The organism is Bartonella sp. AP40SXNS (assembly GCF_042195825.1).
GTDB lineage: Bacteria > Pseudomonadota > Alphaproteobacteria > Rhizobiales > Rhizobiaceae > Bartonella.
Genome location: NZ_JBHIPB010000006.1, coordinates 35,331 through 56,254, shown reverse-complemented (window position 1 = coordinate 56,254; position 20,924 = coordinate 35,331). Strand labels below are relative to the sequence as shown.

The 20,924-nt window shown below is 35.7% G+C and carries 17 protein-coding genes and 1 tRNA gene; 8 read left to right on the top strand and 10 right to left on the bottom strand.

From position 1 onward, the window contains the following. Positions 1 to 649 precede the first annotated feature (649 nt). Entirely contained in the window at positions 650 to 2,299 is a 1,650-nt protein-coding gene (gene ettA / locus ACFILZ_RS05630) for an energy-dependent translational throttle protein EttA (RefSeq protein WP_375610487.1), read from the bottom strand. 160 nt (positions 2,300 to 2,459) lie between these two features. Between ettA and ACFILZ_RS05625 the strand changes: the two genes are divergently transcribed. Both ACFILZ_RS05625 and pncA read left to right on the top strand, forming a co-directional pair. Next, on the top strand, positions 2,460 to 2,996 hold the full coding sequence (locus ACFILZ_RS05625) for a hypothetical protein (protein ID WP_375606954.1): 537 nt from the start codon (positions 2,460 to 2,462) through the stop codon (positions 2,994 to 2,996). 47 nt (positions 2,997 to 3,043) lie between these two features. Beyond that, entirely contained in the window at positions 3,044 to 3,652 is a 609-nt protein-coding gene (pncA, locus tag ACFILZ_RS05620) for a bifunctional nicotinamidase/pyrazinamidase (RefSeq protein WP_375606953.1), read from the top strand. Positions 3,653 to 4,122: 470 nt separating this feature from the next. On the opposite strand, the gene ACFILZ_RS05615 is transcribed toward pncA, so the two are convergent. Further along, entirely contained in the window at positions 4,123 to 5,175 is a 1,053-nt protein-coding gene (locus ACFILZ_RS05615) for a DUF475 domain-containing protein (protein ID WP_375606951.1), read from the bottom strand. 361 nt (positions 5,176 to 5,536) lie between these two features. On the opposite strand from ACFILZ_RS05615, the gene ACFILZ_RS05610 reads away from it, so the two are divergent. Together ACFILZ_RS05610 and ACFILZ_RS05605 are read left to right on the top strand one after the other, a co-directional pair. Beyond that, positions 5,537 to 6,076, top strand: coding sequence for a helix-turn-helix domain-containing protein (locus tag ACFILZ_RS05610; RefSeq protein WP_375606950.1), 540 nt, complete (start codon positions 5,537 to 5,539; stop codon positions 6,074 to 6,076). A gap of 391 nt (positions 6,077 to 6,467) precedes the next feature. Further along, entirely contained in the window at positions 6,468 to 6,647 is a 180-nt protein-coding gene (locus tag ACFILZ_RS05605) for a DUF1508 domain-containing protein (RefSeq protein WP_142416545.1), read from the top strand. Between the two features lie 753 nt (positions 6,648 to 7,400). Here the strand turns inward: ACFILZ_RS05605 and ACFILZ_RS05600 are convergent. The 3 genes from ACFILZ_RS05600 to ACFILZ_RS05590 all read right to left on the bottom strand — a co-directional run bounded on the left by ACFILZ_RS05600 (position 7,401) and on the right by ACFILZ_RS05590 (position 8,414). Then, positions 7,401 to 7,712, bottom strand: coding sequence for a hypothetical protein (locus tag ACFILZ_RS05600; protein ID WP_273790799.1), 312 nt, complete (start codon positions 7,710 to 7,712; stop codon positions 7,401 to 7,403). A gap of 306 nt (positions 7,713 to 8,018) precedes the next feature. Continuing rightward, positions 8,019 to 8,267 carry a hypothetical protein gene (locus ACFILZ_RS05595; RefSeq protein WP_375682355.1) on the bottom strand — a complete coding sequence of 83 codons (249 nt, stop codon included), beginning with the start codon at positions 8,265 to 8,267 and terminating at the stop codon, positions 8,019 to 8,021. Positions 8,268 to 8,288: 21 nt separating this feature from the next. Then, the gene (locus ACFILZ_RS05590; RefSeq protein ID WP_375606949.1) at positions 8,289 to 8,414 is read right to left on the bottom strand and encodes a hypothetical protein; all 126 of its coding nucleotides are present in this window, start codon (positions 8,412 to 8,414) and stop codon (positions 8,289 to 8,291) included. A 609-nt stretch (positions 8,415 to 9,023) separates the two neighbouring features. Here ACFILZ_RS05590 and ACFILZ_RS05585 point away from each other — a divergent pair. Further along, positions 9,024 to 9,338, top strand: coding sequence for a helix-turn-helix domain-containing protein (locus tag ACFILZ_RS05585; RefSeq protein WP_007347852.1), 315 nt, complete (start codon positions 9,024 to 9,026; stop codon positions 9,336 to 9,338). Here ACFILZ_RS05585 and ACFILZ_RS05580 read toward each other — a convergent pair. Together ACFILZ_RS05580 and ACFILZ_RS05575 are read right to left on the bottom strand one after the other, a co-directional pair. Continuing rightward, positions 9,262 to 9,444, bottom strand: a complete 183-nt coding sequence (locus tag ACFILZ_RS05580; RefSeq protein ID WP_273790801.1) for a hypothetical protein — start codon at positions 9,442 to 9,444, stop codon at positions 9,262 to 9,264. The genes ACFILZ_RS05585 and ACFILZ_RS05580 overlap by 77 nt on opposite strands. Positions 9,445 to 11,128: 1,684 nt before the next feature. Next, positions 11,129 to 11,205, bottom strand: a tRNA-Ile gene (locus ACFILZ_RS05575). 181 nt (positions 11,206 to 11,386) lie between these two features. Between ACFILZ_RS05575 and ACFILZ_RS05570 the strand changes: the two genes are divergently transcribed. Beyond that, complete coding sequence (locus ACFILZ_RS05570) at positions 11,387 to 12,124, top strand: SIMPL domain-containing protein (RefSeq protein ID WP_375606948.1); 738 nt, start codon at positions 11,387 to 11,389, stop codon at positions 12,122 to 12,124. A gap of 28 nt (positions 12,125 to 12,152) precedes the next feature. Here ACFILZ_RS05570 and ACFILZ_RS05565 read toward each other — a convergent pair whose 3' ends face one another. The 3 genes from ACFILZ_RS05565 to dnaG form a co-directional block, all read right to left on the bottom strand. Next, positions 12,153 to 12,614: a YcgN family cysteine cluster protein gene (locus tag ACFILZ_RS05565; protein WP_375606947.1), complete on the bottom strand. Its 462-nt coding sequence runs from the start codon at positions 12,612 to 12,614 to the stop codon at positions 12,153 to 12,155. Positions 12,615 to 13,215: 601 nt separating this feature from the next. After that, positions 13,216 to 15,231 carry an RNA polymerase sigma factor RpoD gene (gene rpoD / locus ACFILZ_RS05560; RefSeq protein ID WP_375606946.1) on the bottom strand — a complete coding sequence of 672 codons (2,016 nt, stop codon included), beginning with the start codon at positions 15,229 to 15,231 and terminating at the stop codon, positions 13,216 to 13,218. 353 nt (positions 15,232 to 15,584) lie between these two features. Next, complete coding sequence (dnaG, locus tag ACFILZ_RS05555; protein WP_375610486.1) at positions 15,585 to 17,522, bottom strand: DNA primase; 1,938 nt, start codon at positions 17,520 to 17,522, stop codon at positions 15,585 to 15,587. 134 nt (positions 17,523 to 17,656) lie between these two features. Here dnaG and ACFILZ_RS05550 point away from each other — a divergent pair, with 134 nt between their 5' ends. Together ACFILZ_RS05550 and ACFILZ_RS05545 are read left to right on the top strand one after the other, a co-directional pair. Further along, complete coding sequence (locus ACFILZ_RS05550; RefSeq protein WP_375606944.1) at positions 17,657 to 18,874, top strand: mechanosensitive ion channel family protein; 1,218 nt, start codon at positions 17,657 to 17,659, stop codon at positions 18,872 to 18,874. 69 nt (positions 18,875 to 18,943) lie between these two features. Continuing rightward, positions 18,944 to 20,635: a Na/Pi cotransporter family protein gene (locus ACFILZ_RS05545; protein ID WP_375610485.1), complete on the top strand. Its 1,692-nt coding sequence runs from the start codon at positions 18,944 to 18,946 to the stop codon at positions 20,633 to 20,635. The last annotated feature ends 289 nt before the right edge of the window (positions 20,636 to 20,924 follow it).

Sequence of the window (20,924 nt, the reverse complement as noted above, 5' to 3'; positions counted from 1 at the left end):
AAACATTTGTTTATAGGAAAAAAAGTCAAGCATACAACGCATATTCTCATCTATTTTGTGCTCTCTATTTTATCATACTATGAAAAAAATAGGCTCATGTAAAAAACGAACAGATCTTATCCATCTGTTTCTCGTTATAATGATAATACATTGATTTATAATAATAATTCATTCATTTTAACTTGAATAAAAAACCAGAACACCATAAATTTTTCTCATTTCAAATCTATTTATGATAAATCAATCCAAATCATTCTCTTACAGCACATAAACGGAGGGAACATATAGATAAAAATACCTTTTATGCCCACCTCAAAACAAGAACTGCATACCATTGAGAAAAAATAAATAATATGATAGTGTCAGCTTGCATCTTTATTAAGTAAAGACGATAATGCTCAATGACCAGAGCATTTGTAGAAGTAATACTATGCTCTTCATCTCCTCCTTTTCATTGCAATTTTACAAGCAATAACCGGTTATATATCATGAGTAGAATAACCCTATCTAGGTCATAATTTCATAAGATGTCTCTTACTTTTTTCAATGAATAAAAACTTCCACAGAGCACACACACACTGTATTTATGAAATAACAAACACAATAAAATACACTATTATTCCAACAAAGTTGCGATAAGATAAAAATTCTAGCGTGTAAGAGGTTTATAATTTGCATGCTTAGGATTAAGAGATTCCGCCCCAAGACGACGAACTTTATCAGCCTCATATTCAGCAAAATTACCTTCAAACCATTCTACATGACCATCACCTTCAAAGGCTAAAATATGTGTTGCCAATCGATCAAGAAACATACGATCATGCGATATGATAACTGCACAACCAGCGAAATTTTCCAATGCATCTTCCAATGCACCCAATGTTTCAGTGTCAAGATCATTTGTCGGTTCATCAAGAAGAAGCACATTCCCCCCCTCTTTTAGAAGTTTCGCCAAATGTACGCGATTGCGCTGCCCTCCTGATAAATTTGCCACCTTCTGCTGCTGATCTGCCCCCTTGAAATTAAAAGCCCCGCAATAAGCGCGGCTATTCATCTCATATTTGCCTAATTTAATAATGTCATTTCCACCAGAAATTTCCTCCCAAACAGTTTTATCCCCCACCAAGGAATCGCGACTCTGATCCACATAACTCATGTGAACTGTTTCACCGATACGTATCTGACCTGAATCGGGATTTTCCTGTCCCGTTAACATTTTAAACAAGGTCGACTTTCCCATACCATTGGCACCAATAACGCCGACAATGCCGCCAGCAGGAAGTTTAAAAGAAAGAGAATCAATCAATACACGTTCACCATAAGCTTTAGAGAGATTATCAACCTCAATAACAACTTGTCCTAACCTTTCTCCAATAGGAATAATGATTTGCGCCTCTCCAGGACGGCGTTCACGTGCTGCTTGAACCAACTCATCATAAGCCTTAATCCGAGCTTTTGACTTTGCTTGTCGCCCTTTTGGACTAGAAGCGATCCATTCTTGCTCACGTGATAAAGCACGTTGACGCGCTGCCTCTTCACGGCCTTCCTGAGCCAAACGCTTGGCTTTAGCCCCCAAATAAGCAGAATAGTTCCCCTCATAAGGAATACCTCTACCGCGATCTAATTCTAAAATCCAACCCGTTACATTGTCGAGAAAATAACGATCATGGGTTATCAAAAGCACAGCCCCAGGATATTCACGTAAATGCCTCTCAAGCCAAGCCGTCGTTTCAGCATCTAAATGGTTTGTCGGTTCATCCAAAAGTAATAAATCAGGTTTTGACAAAAGTAATTTACAAAGCGCAACACGCCGCTTCTCACCACCAGAAAGTTTTGTGACATCCCCATTGGCTGGCGGACATCCAAGAGCAGCCATAGCCATTTCCACTTGACTTTCTAAATCCCAAAGATTCTGACTATCAATAATATCCTGAAGCTGTGCACTTTCATCAGCCGTTTCTTCGCTATAATTCATCATCAATTCGTTATAACGCTCAAGAATTGCCTGTTTATCTGCAACACCTTCCATCACATTGCCGCGCACATCTTTTCTTGCATCAAGCAAAGGCTCTTGTGGTAGATAGCCACAGCGCGCTCCTTCACAAAGCCATGCTTCTCCTGTATATTCCTTATCTAGCCCAGCCATAATACGTAAAATCGTTGATTTACCAGCACCATTTGGCCCTAAAATACCGATCTTCGCATCTGGATAGAAAGACAAATGAATATTTTCTAAGATTTTTTTATTGCCGTAAGACTTGTTGAGCCCAGCCATATGATAGATAAATTGACGTGCCATAAATTTCTCTTTATATTGCGCGATATTAAAGATTAGGGTTTGAAAAAATTGCTTTCGCTTTTTGAAACTGTACAGTAAATAGTGCTTACACCGTATCAAAAGCTTTTCGCTTTATATTGGTACATTTTTTCTAATCTCACAAGCCCCAGTATGGTTCTGAATGCAAAAAAACATCGCCTCAAAAAGCAAAAAGCAAATCTTTTTAGCTGTCCCTGAAACATGTTATCAAACATTGCCCATCTTTTCCATACCAGATATAACCTTGTATTTTTATCGTATTAAACCAACTTATCAATGTGATAGGATACCAGAAAGAAAAGCAATTCTCTACGCGCCTTCTTTTTTTGCCTTATGGGCTTTATATTACGCCGTAAAAAATCCTTCCCTTTTTTCATCGATTTTTTGTTACGGAAAACAATGGACTTCACCCCTTTCCTTGATGTGGCTTAAATTACGTTTACAAAATGACTGCCGCCTTATGGGATCTGACGTCCCAAGCCCAATGATCATGAAGGCATTGCATCAACACGTAGCAACAAATGACTACAGTGCACTCCCCATTGGTACGTGGTTACAATTCGTAAAAAACTATAAAACAAATTGTAAAAACTTATCCATTCCCCTCTTTTGGCTTGATAACTGTAAAAATAGTATCAATATTCAGCAACTCATTTCAAAACTTCAAGGCGAAATATAGCTTTTTAAAAATACGATAAAAGCGCGTCTCCTATGAGGAATATATTTATGGAAAAAAAAGCCTTAATCGTCATTGATGTTCAAAATGACTTCTTACTTGGTGGAGCACTTGCAGTACCACAAGGTGATACTATTTTACCCGCCATCAATAATCTCATAAATCATTTTGATCACGTTATCTTAACCCAAGACTGGCATCCCAAAAACCATTGCAGCTTTGCTTCCTGCTATCCTGAAAAAAAAACCTATGATACAGTCACTCTTGACTATGGTCCTCAAATACTTTGGCCTGATCATTGTATACAAGGAACACAAGGAGCAGAGTTTCATACATCTCTTAGAGTGGAAAAGGCACAACTTATCCTTAGAAAAGGCTATAATCCAAAAATGGATAGTTATTCTGCCTTTCTTGAAAATGATCAAAAAACACCAACAGGTTTACATGTTTATCTCAAAGAGCATGGTTTTACCAAGCTCATTATGTGTGGCTTAGCAACTGATTTTTGTGTCGGATTCTCTGCTCTTCACGCCATACAATACGGTTTTAAAGTCAGTGTTTCATTAAATGCTTGTGCTGGTATTGATGTAAACGGATCACTAAACACTATGCTTAAAACTATGAACGAAGCAGGTATAGAACTGTTAATGCTCTCCTAAAATATTCTTTTCTCATCTACCATTATAACATTCTGATTTATAATGAATAAATTTTTTTACCTATTTAAGAAAGGAACCCAAATATCGTAAAATTCTCTCATTTCACCCCTATTTCAATACCATTCTCTTAAAACATCATAAATAGGATTGATGTATGAATAAAAATCTTGCAAAAAAAACAGCCAAAATGCTTCTTATGAATCATTAAATGCAAAAGCAGTTATGATACTAAAAGCTGGTAAAAAGTATAGCGTAAACTTGCACCTTATATTGAAGTCAAAAAGCCTCTATACGTCAAAAGTTATCCAAAAGATTATACATTATTTCCCTCATGGAGGAAAATCGCGCAATAGTGTCAACTTTAAAACAAAAACATCAATAAGCAATAACATGGCATTTTTTGCATAAAAAGCCTCTCTCTATTCAAAGACATGCGATAAACAAAAGCGTGAGAAAACACGAATTTTTCATTACTTAGACACGCCCTGTTTATCCAATTGACAACGCTTAAAACGAATCGAAGAATACAACGCTATTCCAATAATACAGACTCCCACAAGTCCTGTTAAAACTTCAGGAACCGATATAATCGTTTGCAGATACATAATCACTGCAAGAACTAGAATTGCATAAAAAGCACCATGCTCTAAATAACGATAATGCAATAATGTTCCTGATTCAACCAACATAATTGTCATAGAACGAACGTAAAATGCTCCGATACCAAGACCTATCGCAATAATAAAAAGGTTGTGTGAAAAGGCAAAAGCACCAACCACGCCATCGAAAGAAAAACTAGCATCAAGAACTTCTAAATAAAGAAACGCCCCTACTCCCCCGTGAGCTACTGTTGTTAAAGTCTTTTGAGGAGTATCCAAGAGATGACCGACAACTTCAACACCGATAAAGGTCAAAAGTCCATAAAGTGCTGCCAATAAAAAAGTTATTTTATTTTCTGCGTCAATCTGACCTGAAACAAATAAGATCAAAATCAAAACAATTGCAATATCAATTCCAACAAGCGCCCCAAACTTTTGAGCAGGTCTCTCTATAACATTAAGCCAATGCACTTCTTTTTTAGAATCAAAAAAATATTTTAAGCCAACCATCATAAGGAAAGTTCCTCCAAAAGCGGCAATCCCCATATGTGCATCGATTAAAACTTCGGCATATCGATGTGGTTCCCATATCGCTAATTTGACTGCCGCAATGGGATTAATCCCAACAGCAACGACAACCACCAATAACGGAAAAACAATCCGCATCCCAAATACAGCTATCAAAATGCCCCATATAAGAAAACGGCGACGCCATAACGGATCCATTCTACCAAGAATACGCGCATTGATAATAGAATTATCAAAAGATAAAGAAATTTCCAAAATCCCTAAAACACAGCAAATAAAAAAATATTTAAGAAAACCAGTAATGCTTCCCGTTTCGAACCAACCAATAGCCCCTCCTAAAAAAATACCAATAATCGTGAAAAAAAAAGCACACCCAAAATAGCGTAATAGGGCCATGATCATTCCTCAAAGTTTATTTTCTAATTCAACTACAGCACACACAGTATAAATCCAAAGCTTGCATCTCTTTAAAGTTGCATCTATTAATGCAGGGGTGTATAGAATATATATGGTAAGGTTACATGAAAATTCTCTCAAAAAAAAAGCAAGAGACAAATGTAGCAACAAGGAATTTTGTTTTGAAGTAAATATCAATTGTCAATACAATAAATGAAAGATTGCTTTCTATCTACGAAAATAAAAAAATAACAAGAAATTAAAGCTATAATATTGACATTATATCATAGAATATTAATACATAGTGTGCTTTTATTATTTAATGATTTATACCATGATGATTTACCGAGGGAGATAATTCGTGGCACGTCCTGAAACTGAATCAAAAACCATATTTGGAAAACGTTTACGTTATGTACGTCTTGCTTTAGGCGATCCATCACGTGAAACCTTAGCTAAAAGTTTTAGCATGACAAAAAATTCCATTGCTTTTTATGAGCGTGGAGAGAGAGAACCCAATCTTAGTGTCTTACAAACATACCGCACGTTATATGGTGTCAATATTAATTGGCTTTTAACTGGACAAGGAAAAATGTTTGACACCGAATATACAAAAGGTGATTTTGACTGGAATTATTTTATTAAAAAAATCGAGGGACTGGAAGAAACGCTTTCCGATAGTGATCGTAACGAAAAACTAAATCAAGAAAAAATCGACAGTTCTTATGAAAAATTGCAGCAATATTTGTCAAGACAAGGTTTATCAAATGGTTTTAACCCTAAAACTACAACCTCTCTTATTGATATGAAAGCTAAAATGGCCAATTCTTATACCCTTAGCTTATTCATTGATTTACTCATTCGAAGCGTATCCCAAAAAGAGGTTATAGCTAATCAATAAACGTCTATTTAAAAAGAAAAACAAGAAATGATTAAACTCTACCAGTATGGAGAAAAGTGTTTTTTACTTTATCCGTGCTGGTGAAATTTTATATAATTTATAAACTTTGTTTCTATAACGACAGAAAAAATATTTGCGTTGTAAATAAAAGTATAGTGTCATTAAATTAAAAAAAATAATTTTATAGTATAAAATTCTCATTCATATCTTATTGACAATAATTTTTTTCTTGTTAAAAGAATAATAGCTCTCATAGAAATTATTTTTTAAGGTCAGAAAATTTAAGGGGCATATATTGACGACTTCCTAGAGAGACATAGATTAATGTTTACAAGCGGATTAGTTAAATATTTATCCTGAAAATTATCAGCTATTTTATGAGGTGGGAAGCATGTATTTTGAGGTGTTTCAAGGAGTTCACAATCAATGGTACTGGCGTTTAATCTCAGGAGATGCACAAAAAATTGCTTTTTCTAGTAAAGGTTACCCAACAAAACAAGATATCCTAATCAATATTGAGCAAATAAAAGAAATTACACATAAGGCTCTTATTAGAGAACTACAGTCCTAACGTTCTTTACCATTAAAACAAGCGTTTATTTTGTATAATGGTATGGTAGTTACTTTTGTGACAAATGAAAAGTGATGGATTTCCCCTCAATGAGAGAAAGTTCTTGTATTATTTCTAACACTCACAAATAACAGTCATATTCTTACAGATTATATGTTTATTTTTAATCATACTCAAATCTCTATAGCCTTTATCAAAAAGAAAATCTCTTAAGTTTTGTATTTTTCATAAAAAATAAACAAACATGAAGAGAAGATAAATCATCAATGATGAAATATATTTACTCTCCAAGATATTAATATCTTTTACGTTCATATTCCTCTTCTGTATCTGATAACCATAACTGGCTTACCGATTTCATCTTCATAAAAAGCAAATATCTCTTTCTTTCTATTATCATGCAATTTTTTATACCTATTAGCTGAAACTATCGTGGCATTTATACCTTACATCTAAAAGGAACGCGCAAAATTGTTTCCAGCAATAATATAAAATTTCTGGATTGTATAGACACACTTTTTAATAACCAGCCTACCTATAAACTAGTTTATCATCATAAATTCTTATTTTATGATCAACGACGCTCTGTCTTATAAAATTAAATGTTGTCATAAAATCAGAGTAAACCTGAATATCTCTTCCAATACAATCTCTCCATCAGCACCATAATTGGCTTCATTAAAGTTTATCTCTCTCGTCATTCCAATATTCCTAACACATTTCCAAACCCTTTAATGCAAAATATGAATACAATCACTCTTTATCATCTTCAGATTTAAGCATTTTTTTATATTTCTTTTCATTTTTTTCATATTGCTTAATTTGTTTTTTCAGTTTTTCAATTGCTTGGTCACGTCTTTTAATCACCATACTTTGCTCTCTAATAGCCCTATCTCGTTCTTCAGTCATCTTCATAGAATCTCTTAAAAACTCATGCTTTATTCTTCTAGATTCCTCTTTTAAAATTTTCACTTGACTGCGATAATATAAAGAAAACCGAAATATAACCCCGCTGCATAACAAAACAACAACCATTGCTCCCAATAAAATTTCGTTTACACTCATTTGGATCTCCCTTAATTGTCGCTCAAGTGATCATCTTGATCAATTTGTTTCATCCTCAATCAAAAAAAGAATGCAATAAATCGCATGTTCCAAGTGTGAACAGTCACTCTCGGCGTTCTTATTTTCTCCATTAAAGCATTGATAAATGACGCAAAAAAATCTCTGAAAGCGGCTAAATCTACACTCACACCAATTATTTGCGACACATTTATTGACACAAAATACAAAAAATAAGGAACGTCAAATAAAACTAACGACGCAATCCAATCATACAAGCCTTGCCCAAATCGTTCCTATCTTCCTTTTTTACGCCATGTGGAATGCGGCTATATATGAAAGTTTTTCATTATTACAAAAATCTTCAGTGTCACAAAGCACAGCATTTCTGTAAAATTTTGCCTTCCCACAAATCTTTACATCACCACAAACTAAAGCATCATTATAAACTCGAGCCTTTCTACAATCACGAGTATCACCACAAAGTTCAATACATTGAGCATTCAAAACTTGATCAAAAAAGACCGCATTAGCATAAACATATGCATCTCCACTCATATTTAAATAACGATAAAGTTCTTATTTTTCATAAACATGCGAACTCGTACGAACGACTAAACAACCATATGTTAATGCATTGTTATAAATAACAATATCATTATAAACACAGACTTCATTATAAACCGCAGCATCATAAAAACACATTCACCCCCATAAGGGCATTGATCGAATGTGCAATTCTACCAAACAACCACCTTTGTGGATCAGATTACCTTCCTGTTTAATAAAATATCCAAGATCACTTTTTTAATATTTCCCATTTTTTTACGCATATATACGATATACCATCTGATAGTGATCTAATTTATTACAATAAAGAAGAAATCAGTATTCTTTGTCTATGCAATTTACATTTTTTCTACAGCCATTATCCTATCTCTTAAGGCTCTAAAGCTTTGTTATATTCACACACTACCTCAACGCAGAATTTTTTTTACAAATTCTGATGTTGGGGTATATCTTGATTTATAATGCTGCTACGTATACTATCATAGTGAAATCTCATAAACATACGAGTGTGTATCGCCCTTTCTGGTATACACATTTACTTTTTCACAACCGTGGAACTAAGCAACCATTTTTATTGATTCGAATCTGAAAGTGTATGGGGACATTTTGTTATTAGTTAAAAACAACTCTATATGCTTCCTTAGCGAAGAGCTACACATGGATATTTTCACGCTCCTTGTATCATATATTCTGGATTCGCAACGCAATATTAACGCTATAGCGTAAATATGTAAAGGTCTAAAAATGACAAAGACTGAAAAAGATTGGTTCCAACGCTTAGTTGAATTGATAAAAAGTGACGGACGAACAATGATTGAAATAAGCAGAGCTGCAGGCTGTGGACAAAATTACGTCCAACAAATGATAAATGGAGGCAAGAGGCCTTCTGTAGATAAACTCATGGCTATTTTGAATACACTGGGAAATGCTAGTGCCATATATGTAATAACTGGTTTCAACATTTCCGATGAAGATTTAAAACTCATAACTTTGATTTCGTCTGGAGATAAAAAGAAGATTGAAGCCTTAAATGTTCTGTTGAATGAGCAGAATCTGTAGAATTTTCTACTTTATCCAATATCGCTTGCTTTTGAGACGTCGATAAAGACTCCCATTTCACAATAATATCAGATAAAGTTGTTTCAAATTTTTTATCATTCTTCATAGTCATACTCCATGTAGTCACACTATATAACGCTAAAGCGTTTAAAATATATCTCATACCTTAGAAAAAAATATTTGCAATAGGCAGTATGGAAGCAATTGTGTACAAACTTATTTTACAAAATCAGATGAAGTTCTATTAGTCATGTACCATGGTGAAACAGAAAGCATCACACGATCCAGACCTTCTTATGAAAATTGGTATAATCTATCAAAAACGCGAATAATGTTACGCAGATCTTGCGATTCGGACCAATAAAAACTAATGTGAAAATATCCCTGAAGACACTCCTGAACTCTATATAAGAGAACACGAAAGAGCTTTTTTGAAAAAAATACATCACAATTTATTCTACATAGCACTATCTATGTTTTTTTAACAATATTGCAAAGCAAGAATATAACAATGTTATAGGAATAAATTCTTATAAACAGAGCCTCACTACCTAAAACTCTGTAACACGTTTACAGGTAACCTCCCCTCTAAACGCACCTTGTAAATACTAATATAAGTCTCTATCATAAGCAAAAATGATACTATTAAAAAATAAAACGAATCACCACGCACAATCTTTTTACGTAAATTTGATACAGATTTACAACAAGAGAGAAATTCCCTTATGCAAATGAAGAATTATATTTTCAAAGTATGACTTTGAAGAAGAAGTATACTTTTCCCAAAAAACACTCTCCCTGCCAATAATTTTTCATAAGAGAAGAAACTCATAACAAAGATCAAACTCTCCTCACAATCAATACAAGGAAGATTTTAGCAATACAAAAAAGAGCTAGGTTTATCAAAATACGATCAATCCCCGATGAGAATAAAATCAAAAAAGACCTTTGGTCCTTCAATAACAATTCGAATTACATGCTATACTTTGAGCATTAAACAGAAAATACACAAAGTCCAAAATGGTATTTTAATGAATTTTCCAATATCATAGAAAACATTTCTTACAGAATAATAAAATGCTTATTACAATAGAATCTGGATGATGCAAAGCAATAGAAACAATCACTCAATTGATTTTTCAAAGAATAATTAATAAAATTCTTTCAGAGAATACGCCACCGTCACTATGAACAATATTTCTCAAAATATCAAATAGAATTCCTTTCTTGTGAAAAAGAAAATATCAACAAATGTTATCATCGTTGCCCCCATGATACATATGAATGCGCATAGATCACATTCTCTTATACACTAACCTTTCATCACGATGATGCTATTCGAACGTCTAAAAGACATTAACATCACTTAGAAAAAAGCAAATTTACACTAAATTTTTTTTGAGCCATTTGTTCTGAACAGGTACAATCTTTAAAATTGGTTTTATTGAGGTCTATTTATTTGCAGAACAAGTATAAATAAACTTATCCAATGAAGCTTTTAGCCTTCTATTTTATGAAGAACACCATACAGAAAAATTATAAAACAGTATATGAATTAAAAAAGTAAATAGGACACATATCAGTTAATCCAAATGCTAAAAGGTTGCAAGTGAGAGAACTTCTTTGATGAAACTAAGAAAACATACCATCATATTAAAGCGACTGAGAGAAAAAACTGCAACAAACAACGACTAAAAGATTCTAAAAAAACAGGAAAATAAATAAAAAACGAAAAAGGTAGAATCTCAAAACTTTTAAGCGATCTATTTTTCTATTGGACATTTCCCTATTGGTGGGCCCGGAGGGACTCGAACCCCCAACCAAGCGGTTATGAGCCGCTGGCTCTAACCAATTGAGCTACAGGCCCTACATAGGTTGTTTCTCTCTAAACTAAAATGCCCTATGATACAAGAGCTGACAAAGATTATAACCCATCTTTTTCTCTTTTTTTCTCTTTTCTATTGGTTTTTTTTCCAGTGCTCTAATTTCTTTACAAAAAATCTCAAAAATGAGAAAGTAATAAACTGATAAATATTAAAGGAATAGATATGATAAAAAAGAAAATTCAACCACTGAAGGGGTCTCTGGTTAAAACAGCTATATTAGCATTCACACTCTTAACCACTTCATTGACTGTGCATGCTGAAGCAAACAAAATAAAAAATGCAACAATCACAGTGACTGCAACCGGAGAAAGTCAAGCAGCACCGGATATGGCCATTATTAATCTAGCCGTTGTTACCTATGACAAAACTGCCCAAAAGGCATTAGCTTCTAATAATCAATCCATCAATGATATTATAAAAGCTTTTAAAAACAATGGTATCCAAGCAAATGATTTGCAAACATCAGGCTTATCCATTTATCAGTCGACCTCTGATAACCACCACGAAAAAAAGAATAATGAAAAACTCTATCATGTTTCAAATTCTTTAACCGTGCGCATTCGTGATCTTACCAATGCTGGTAAAATCTTTGATCAAGCGATGACACTAGGTGTTAATTCAGTTAACGGCATTACTTTTACCAACGCAGATACAAAGCCATTTTATCAAGAAGCACGTAAAAAAGCCATTACTGAAGCCATTGAAAAAGCGCAAACGATAGCACAAGCTGCCGATTTAAAATTAGGAAAAATTATTGAAATCAATGAAAAGGATGATTACTACCATCCAGCACCACGTCTCATGAGTAGAGCAGCAGATGCAAGCTACGCAAATACAAATTTTGCAGGTGGTGAATTAAATTATAATGTGAGTGTCACTGTAGTCTTTGCGATCGATTAAGTCACCAACTGTTGTATAAAAAATCACATTACTGGCCTTCACGTAGAAGACCAGTAATGTGATAAAGATAATCTTCCTCAGATAATAATTCGTCTTCGTAAATCTCTATCTGTTCGCGTGCAGAAATACGCGCGATATGTACCGTCTGACAATCTCCTGATACCAATGGATGCCACCAATGAAGATCTTTTCCCTCGTAAATTAATCTATAAGCACAACTTTCTGGAAGCCAACAGGCTGTTTTAACTGTTGTAATGTCTAGCGATATACAATCTGGTACAATTGATTTACGATGAGCATAATCTCGACACCTGCAGGTTTCCCCATCTAAAAGACGACAAGCAATACTGGTTGCATAAAGGTCACCCGTATCGTCGTCCTCAACTTTATGGAGACAACAACGGCCACAGCCATCACAAAGGCTCTCCCACTCAGAAATGGAAATCTCTTCTAATTTTTTTACTTTCCAAAAGGGAAGTTCTTCACTCATAAACTCAGGCACACCTTTTTAAATTAAGACGATCTATAAAAAATGAAACATTTAATTTCTATAATTTCATCTATTTTTGTCTCTTAAAAAGATTAAACTCAATGTATAGTTTAAACCATGTTCTTAAAATCCATCTGAATAAAAAGAGAATATTCAAAAAATAGCGTATATAAATGAACGTAACCTATTAAAACATCTTTTTGTAAACTTAACGAAGAATAAAATGCGTCACCTAAAATGATAGAAAAATTCCGCAAAGAATATACATTTTCATCAAAAAGTCCGTATGTTGCAATATAAGTTTATTCCTAATAGATCTCATTTCTTAAAAAACGAGCCGTGCTATACGCAAGGTAATGTTTTATCGTTCATTTTTTAAAAGCCCCCCTACTCTTTACTCCATAACCACCCTTTGCCCTATATCTATTGAGAAGTATAAAGCCCCAAAGATAAGAAAAACATTAAACATCGTAAACTTTCTAGATTATTCAAATTCTTCCTATGTTTTTCTCAAAAAAGTATCCAAGTACAACATGAAGCACCTCCCCCCCTTCATTAAGAAGAAGAAGGAAGCTATTAAAATGCACACGAATTCCTTTATTTAAGAATCGAGAAAACTGCGCAATTTTCGTGAACGGCTAGGATGTTTTAATTTACGAAGTGCCTTTGCTTCGATCTGACGAATACGCTCTCTTGTAACTGAAAATTGTTGTCCTACTTCTTCCAACGTGTGATCTGTATTCATCCCTATTCCAAAACGCATACGCAAAACACGCTCTTCCCGCGGTGTTAATGAAGCAAGAACGCGTGTTGTCGTATCTCGCAGATTAGCTTGGATAGCAGCATCAATTGGTAATAACGCATTCCTATCCTCAATAAAATCACCCAAATGGGAATCATCTTCATCACCAACAGGCGTTTCGAGTGAAATAGGCTCTTTTGCAATTTTAAGAACTTTTCGTACTTTTTCTAACGGCATAGAAAGCTTGCTAGACAATTCTTCTGGTGTTGGTTCTCGTCCAATTTCATGGAGAATCTGACGCGAGGTACGAACGATTTTATTAATTGTTTCAATCATATGAACAGGGATACGAATTGTACGTGCCTGATCAGCAATTGAACGTGTAATAGCCTGACGAATCCACCATGTCGCATAAGTTGAAAACTTGTAACCGCGCCGATATTCAAACTTATCCACAGCCTTCATCAAACCGATATTGCCCTCTTGAATAAGATCAAGAAACTGCAAACCACGATTGGTGTATTTTTTTGCAATTGAAATGACAAGACGCAAATTAGATTCTACCATCTCTTTTTTCGCAATTGTTGATTCGCGTTCACCTTTCTGCACCTGCATAACAATCCGACGAAATTCACCAATCGAAATAGCCGTTTCTTGCGCAAGATTTTGTATCTCACTTCGCAGTTTATGGATTTCTTTTGCTTCACGCACCGAAAACTCTTTCCAACCAGGTGTAGGCAAAGCAGCAATATAATTCATCCAATCCGCGTCCAATTCACGCCCTTGGTATTCTTTTAAAAAATCCTCATGGCCAATGCCATAGCTATTGGCAATCCGTTTCAGCTTACCTTCATTATGAATCAATCTCTTATTAATGTCATAAAGCTGTTCAACTAAAGCTTCGATACGATTTTGGTTTAAAGAAAGAGATTTTACTGCTTGAATCAACTCACCCTTTAATTGAATATATTTCTTCTTCTGAGAAGATGTAAGGGCCCCCTCTTTACGCTCTGCCAAACTGCTTTCAACATGCTGATCTTGTAATTTTCGTAATTTTACATAGGTTTGAGCAATAAAATCCAATGTTTCCATAACTTGAGGACAAAGTTCATTTTCCATTGCAGCAAGCGATAAGTTAACATCGTCCTCGTCTTCTTCATCATCGTCTTCAATGTTTCTCTCTCCTGCGCTCTCCCCCATATTACGTATACCAGAAGACATTTTTTCTTCTACTGTCTTATCAACTTCACTTCGCTCAATAACAGGAGCCTGCTTTGCTTCTGGACCAGCATAAGTCGTTTCAAGATCAATAATTTCACGAAGAAGAATACGCTGCTCTTTTAACTCGTCACGCCAGATAATAAGAGCCTGAAAAGTCAAAGGACTCTCACAAAGTCCCGCAATCATTGTCTCACGGCCTGCTTCAATACGCTTAGCAATGGCAATTTCGCCTTCCCGCGAAAGAAGCTCAACAGCTCCCATCTCACGCAAATACATACGCACCGGATCATCGGTGCGATCTGTTACTTCGCGTTTATTCGTTGTCGTTGCAATTGCGTGGCTAGAGGCTTCTACTAAATCCCCCCCCTCTACCGTAACTTCTTCTTCATAATTTTCAGACTCAACTTCATCCTCATCATCCACAACATTAACCCCCATCTCAGAGAACATCGCCAAGATATCTTCAATTTGTTCGGATGTAACCTCGTCAGAAGGAAGAACTGCATTGAGTTCATCCATCGTTACGTAACCATTTTTTTTGGCAAGTTTAATCATTTTCTTGATGGCATCATCAGAAAAATCAAGAAGAGGGCCATCTAAACTCGCTTGGCTTTTTACTTCTGCATTATCTTTCTGTTTAACCTTTGTTGCCATACCATAACTCCACTCGATCACGCCATAGTTTCTATGTGACCAGCTTTTTTGTTCTCACTTCAATCACCCAATAGTTTCTTATATATATTTCTTAAGAGATTACTATTAGAAAGAATACATTTTGTATACACCTTGTCATTCAGCCAAAAACGCGGGAAAACTCCAGAAGTTTCCCCGACACCTCTCAGTCCTTCTGAGATAATCTCTGTACCCTATCGTAAGAACCAATTTCCCGCTTTTCCTAAAATTTGCCCGCTTTTCCTAAAATTTAATTGTCATCTTTATAAGAATGTCACTCCACATAAACTTCCTCATCTAAAATTTAAGTGACTGATTCGCATTAAAAAAGCGAATCATTTTATCGTATCTTGTGTATTCCCGTCTATTTTTTCATCCAACCAACTTCCAAATCCTTCAATTAACGCTTCTGTTGCCTGCATCTGCTCCAGCTCATTTTTTACCTCACGAAGCAGATCAAAAACCTCACTCTTAGGATTTTCTACAAGTTGCTCTTCAATATCCTGTAACCTCTTATGTAGGTGGTGTTCTTGAAGATGCAAGTAGACAGCTTGTTTTAATATAGCACGTGCATCTTCTATAGGGGATCCACCAAGAATAATACGCATACCAATATTTTGCACAAGATATTTCATACGCTCTAACAGAGCCTTTTGTCCTCTTTTTTCTAAGAATGCAACCATCGTCTCTTTATCATGAAGCTGTTGGTCCCCAAGAATTTCCAACATGGCTTGATGAAAAATTATCAATTGAGTATTTTTTAATTCTAACTCAGAAAGAATTTCAAAATTTTCATACCACAACTCAGGATAGTAAGCTAAAGTAAGTAAAATCACTGCTTCACGCAAAGGGATAGATTGCGAAGAATTTCGTACTATTTCAGAATTTGCTAACAGAGAAAAGGTTTGATCTTTAAAGGTCCTATTTGGTGAAGATTGACCATATCGCCCTTCCCCCTTTTGTTTTGAAAAAGAGGGACGAAAAAAATCAAAAAGGCGTTTTTTTATATCTTGCAAATAATAACGACGGACATCTTCATCCTTAATCGTAAAAATTTGTTGTTTTAGTTGTTTTTCTAGCGCTGCTCGTGCCTCTGGAATTTCAAAATGCTTTCCATAGGTAGCACGCCACCATAAAAGCTCACTCAAAGGAATAGCTTTTTGCAAAAAAGAAGAAAAAAGCTGTGCTCCACCAGCACAAACAATTTCATCAGGATCTTTCCCTTGTGGCAACAAAACAAAGCGTACACAAACCCCAGCCTTTAAAAGAGGCAACACACGATCAGCAACACGAAAAGCAGCTTTTAAACCAGCATCATCACCATCAAAACACAAAATAGGCTCCTTCCCCATCTGCCATAAAAGCTCAATTTGCGCTTCCGTTAATGCTGTCCCTAAGGGTGCTACAACTCCTTCAAAACCAGCTTTAGTCAATGCAATAACATCCATATACCCCTCAACAACAAGGAGTGAATGAATTTTCTCATCGCCAACAAAGCGACTATTTTTGCGAGCTGCTGCCGCGTTATAAAGTATATTTCCTTTATGAAACAGCACTGTTTCAGGGCTATTGAGATATTTTGCTCGTGTATCTTTCTCTAATGCACGCCCTCCGAAAGCCACCACACGTCCGCGCAAATCTTCGATAGGAAACATAATGCGATTTCTAAATCGGTCATAAGAATCCGCGCTCTCCTCATGCACTGAGAGAAGCCCACATTCTTCCATTTGCTTTATTGAAATGCCCTGTGCACTCAAAGCTTCTTTCAAAGCTGTACGCCTTACCGGTGCAAAACCAATGCGGAAACGCTCTACAAGCTCTGGTGTAACACCACGTGCATCCAGATAACGACGTGCTTGCATACCTCCTTTATCGCGTAAATTATATTGAAAAAAATCTGTAGCAATTTTCATCACATCATAAAGGTCAGCTTTTTCCAGTTGACGCTGATGACTTTGTGAATCCAAAATAGGGAATTTCATTCCCGCAAAATCAGCCAAACGCTCTACACTTTCTGAAAAGTGCAGTCCATCAAGCTCACACAAAAAGGTAAAAATATCTCCACTTACACCACAACCAAAACAATAATAGCGCCCTTTATGATCATCACAATGAAAACTTGGCGTTTTTTCACCATGAAATGGACAACAACACCAAAAGTCTCCCCGTGAAGGCTTACTTTTTCGAGGATCAAAATCCACCCGTTGACCAATTACTGTTGAAATTGGGAGTCTCGTACGCAGTTCATTAAGGAAATCGGGCGGAAAACGCATTATCTCTCACAGAGTTTAAAAATTCTTTTTTGCATATTTAACGACTTTAGAGCATAATTCCAATACTTCCTCTTAAGCAGTTGTAAAATTTTAAACCCTCAACTGCATATATTTTTAGAAATGGAGAATAAAAAGTGATCGAATTTATTGCTCAATATCCGTGGTTAGAGGCTATTTCTTGGCTTGTTATTCTTACTATAGCTGCCCTTTTAGTGAACTTTCTAGGACGAAAATTACTTATTCACGGAGCAAAAAAACTCTCTTCTTTTCTCCCCAAAAATACAACGATCGATATTAATAATGCTATTCAATACATAGCGGATATCATTTCAGCTTTTATTCTTTCAATTGGTGTTAATTTTATCTCAACATTGCCCGATGCATTTAGCACTGTCATCGGTAATGTTGCCAACGCCTTCATTATCTTCTTTGTCGTCCTGACAATTTCTTCCTGTCTCAATGTCATTAACATCCTTTACGAACAACGACCAACAGCACGACTAAAACCAATAAAAGGTTATATTCAAATTGCTAAAATTGCACTTTTTGCTGTTGCAACAATTTTAATGGTCGCTACATTAATTGACCGCTCCCCTCTTATTCTCTTCTCCGGTCTTGGTGCAATGGCCGCGGTTCTCATGTTAATTTTTCAAGATACGCTTCTTTCTCTCGTTGCCGGTATTCAAATTTCATCCACTGATATGGTGCGTGTTGGGGATTGGATTGAAATCCCCAATCTCGGTGCCGATGGTGATGTTATTGAAATTGCCTTGCATACTGTTAAAGTTCAAAATTTCGACAACACCATCACCTCAGTTCCTATCCGTAAACTTGTGACCGACCCTTTTAAAAATTGGCGTGGAATGCAAGAATCGGGTGGAAGACGCATCAAACGCTCTCTTTTTATTGATCAATCAAGTATCCATTTTCTCACAAAAGAAGAACAAAAATATCTTTCCCGATTTAATTTATTAGAAAATTATTTCACGCAAAAAGTAGCAGAAATTGATCAATGGAATGCTCAATTAGATAAAAATCATGATGTCTTAGCCAATACACGCCGTTTAACCAACATTGGAACTTTTCGTGCTTATGTTTTTGCTTATCTACAACAGCATCTAAACATCAATCCTAATATGACCCTCATGGCACGACAATTACCTCCTACAGAAAATGGTTTACCTTTAGAAATCTATTGCTTTACGAACACCACCGTTTGGATAGACTATGAACAAATTCAAGGCGATATCTTTGATCACCTTTATTCCATTCTGCCCTGTTTCGGTCTAAAGGTTTTTCAAAATCCAAGCGGTTATGATTTTAATCAAGTATTAAAAGCAAAAGTAAAATAAAAACAATAAACTTCAATTTATTAATTTGAGGCAACCACATTCACAACAACAAAGAAAGAATAAAGTATCATGAATGGTTCATTGGTACTCCTTCATCTTGCCGGCGCTATTTCTTTACTTCTCTGGGCCACACGCATGGTGCGCACAGGAGTTGAACGCGCCTATGGCGACAGACTTAAATATAAAATGTGCCACGTCGTTTCAAAACCATTGTTTGCCGTAAGTTTTGGGCTTTTTACAGCAATGATTTTACAAAGCTCTACAGCAATAACACTCCTCGTTGGCTCTTTCGTTGAATCTGGTTTTGTCTCTGGAGTAGCAGGACTTATGGCTGTACGCGGAGGAGAATTAGGATCAGCAATCGTTGTAAAAATCCTAACCTATGATCTCACTCTTGTTGTACCCTTGTGTCTTTTAATTGGCACTTGTATCTTCATGACAACAGAAAAACGTGAATGGCGTCAAATAGGACGTATTATCATCGGTATTGGTCTTTTGATTTTATCTTTAGAAATGATAAGTACAGCGACAGAGCCTTTACGTGAAAGCGAAATTTTGCCTAGCATCATTCGTTATCTTTCAACCGATCCTGTTTCCACTTTTTTGTTGGCTGCTGGCTTAACCTACCTCTTACATTCATCTATTGCAGGAATCATTTTGCTGGTCAATTTTGCCAATTACGATCTTATCCATACGCAACTCTGTGTTGTCATGGTTCTTGGTGTCAACTTTGGCTCTTCTCTTATAGCACCACTTTTAACGCGCAACGCCTCTCCTAATACTCGCCTCGTTCCCTTAGGAAATTTACTCATGCGTGGAGCAGGGTCAATCCTTATACTTATCTTATTTCTCTCCTTTCAACCACCCATCACATGGCTTGGCAATAACGCCCCTACTCAAGTGATTAATGCCCATATCATTTTTAATGTTTTCATTCTCCTTGCTGGAATACCTCTTTCAAAGTGGGTTTTACAATTAACCACTCAGATCGTGAATATAAGTGCAAAAAAAACGCAAACCGATAAAACGCTCAATTTATCCGATCAAACAGCTCTTGATGATAGTGTTCTTGAACGCCCAACTCTCGCCCTCTCGAATGTCATGCGTGAAGTCATTCATATTTGTGATCTTGTAGACATCATGCTAGAAAAAATTATGGGACTTTATGAAAAGCCTGATCCCAATATTATTCGTGAACTCAACCAACTCAACACCATATTGGACAAAAAACATATCGCCATCAAACTTTATCTTGCACGATTAGCGGGACAAAAATTATCTGACGAAGAAGCTCTTCAAACGCAAGAACTTCTAGGTGCCTGTATAAAATTAGACCAAGCAGGCGATATCATTATTCACAATATGTTGATGCTGGTTAAAAAGAAACAACAAAAAGGTTTACAGTTCAGCAGCGAGGGCTGGAGTGACCTCCTTCGTTTCCACGCCATTGTACTAGCCAACGCGCATATAGCATTTAACGTTCTCGTCTCACGTGATACACACACTGCACACCTATTGGTACAAAAAAAAGATCAGCTACGAAACTTAGAAAAAGAGATGAGTTTAAAACATTTTAAACGTCTGCGTGAAGGGGATCTCAAAAATGTAGAATCATCCAGTCTTCATCTCGACACTGTGCGCGACCTTAAACAAATCAACTCTCTTTTGACCTCAATGATCTACCCCATTTTAGAAGAACAGGGACTTCTTCAAAGTTCTCGTCTACGCAACCCTGCTGAAGAACAAACAGAAAAAACTTAAACCTTTCAAATAACTTGAATAAAACACACATCACATCGATTATTCAATTTTGAATATGGTCAAGATATTGATTTAATCAAAATATCTTATTATTCGACAATTTAAATGAGCTTTCTGCATCGTAAGTTTCTTTCATTTAAAATCTATACATGATGAATGGCTCAAAGTCATCTGCTTGCACATTACAAACAAAGCAGCATGTAGAATAGAACTCTTGAAGAAAGACGTAAAAATGCCTAACCATCTCAAAGCCAAGACTGTTAAACACATAAAGAGTAGGTCAAGAGTA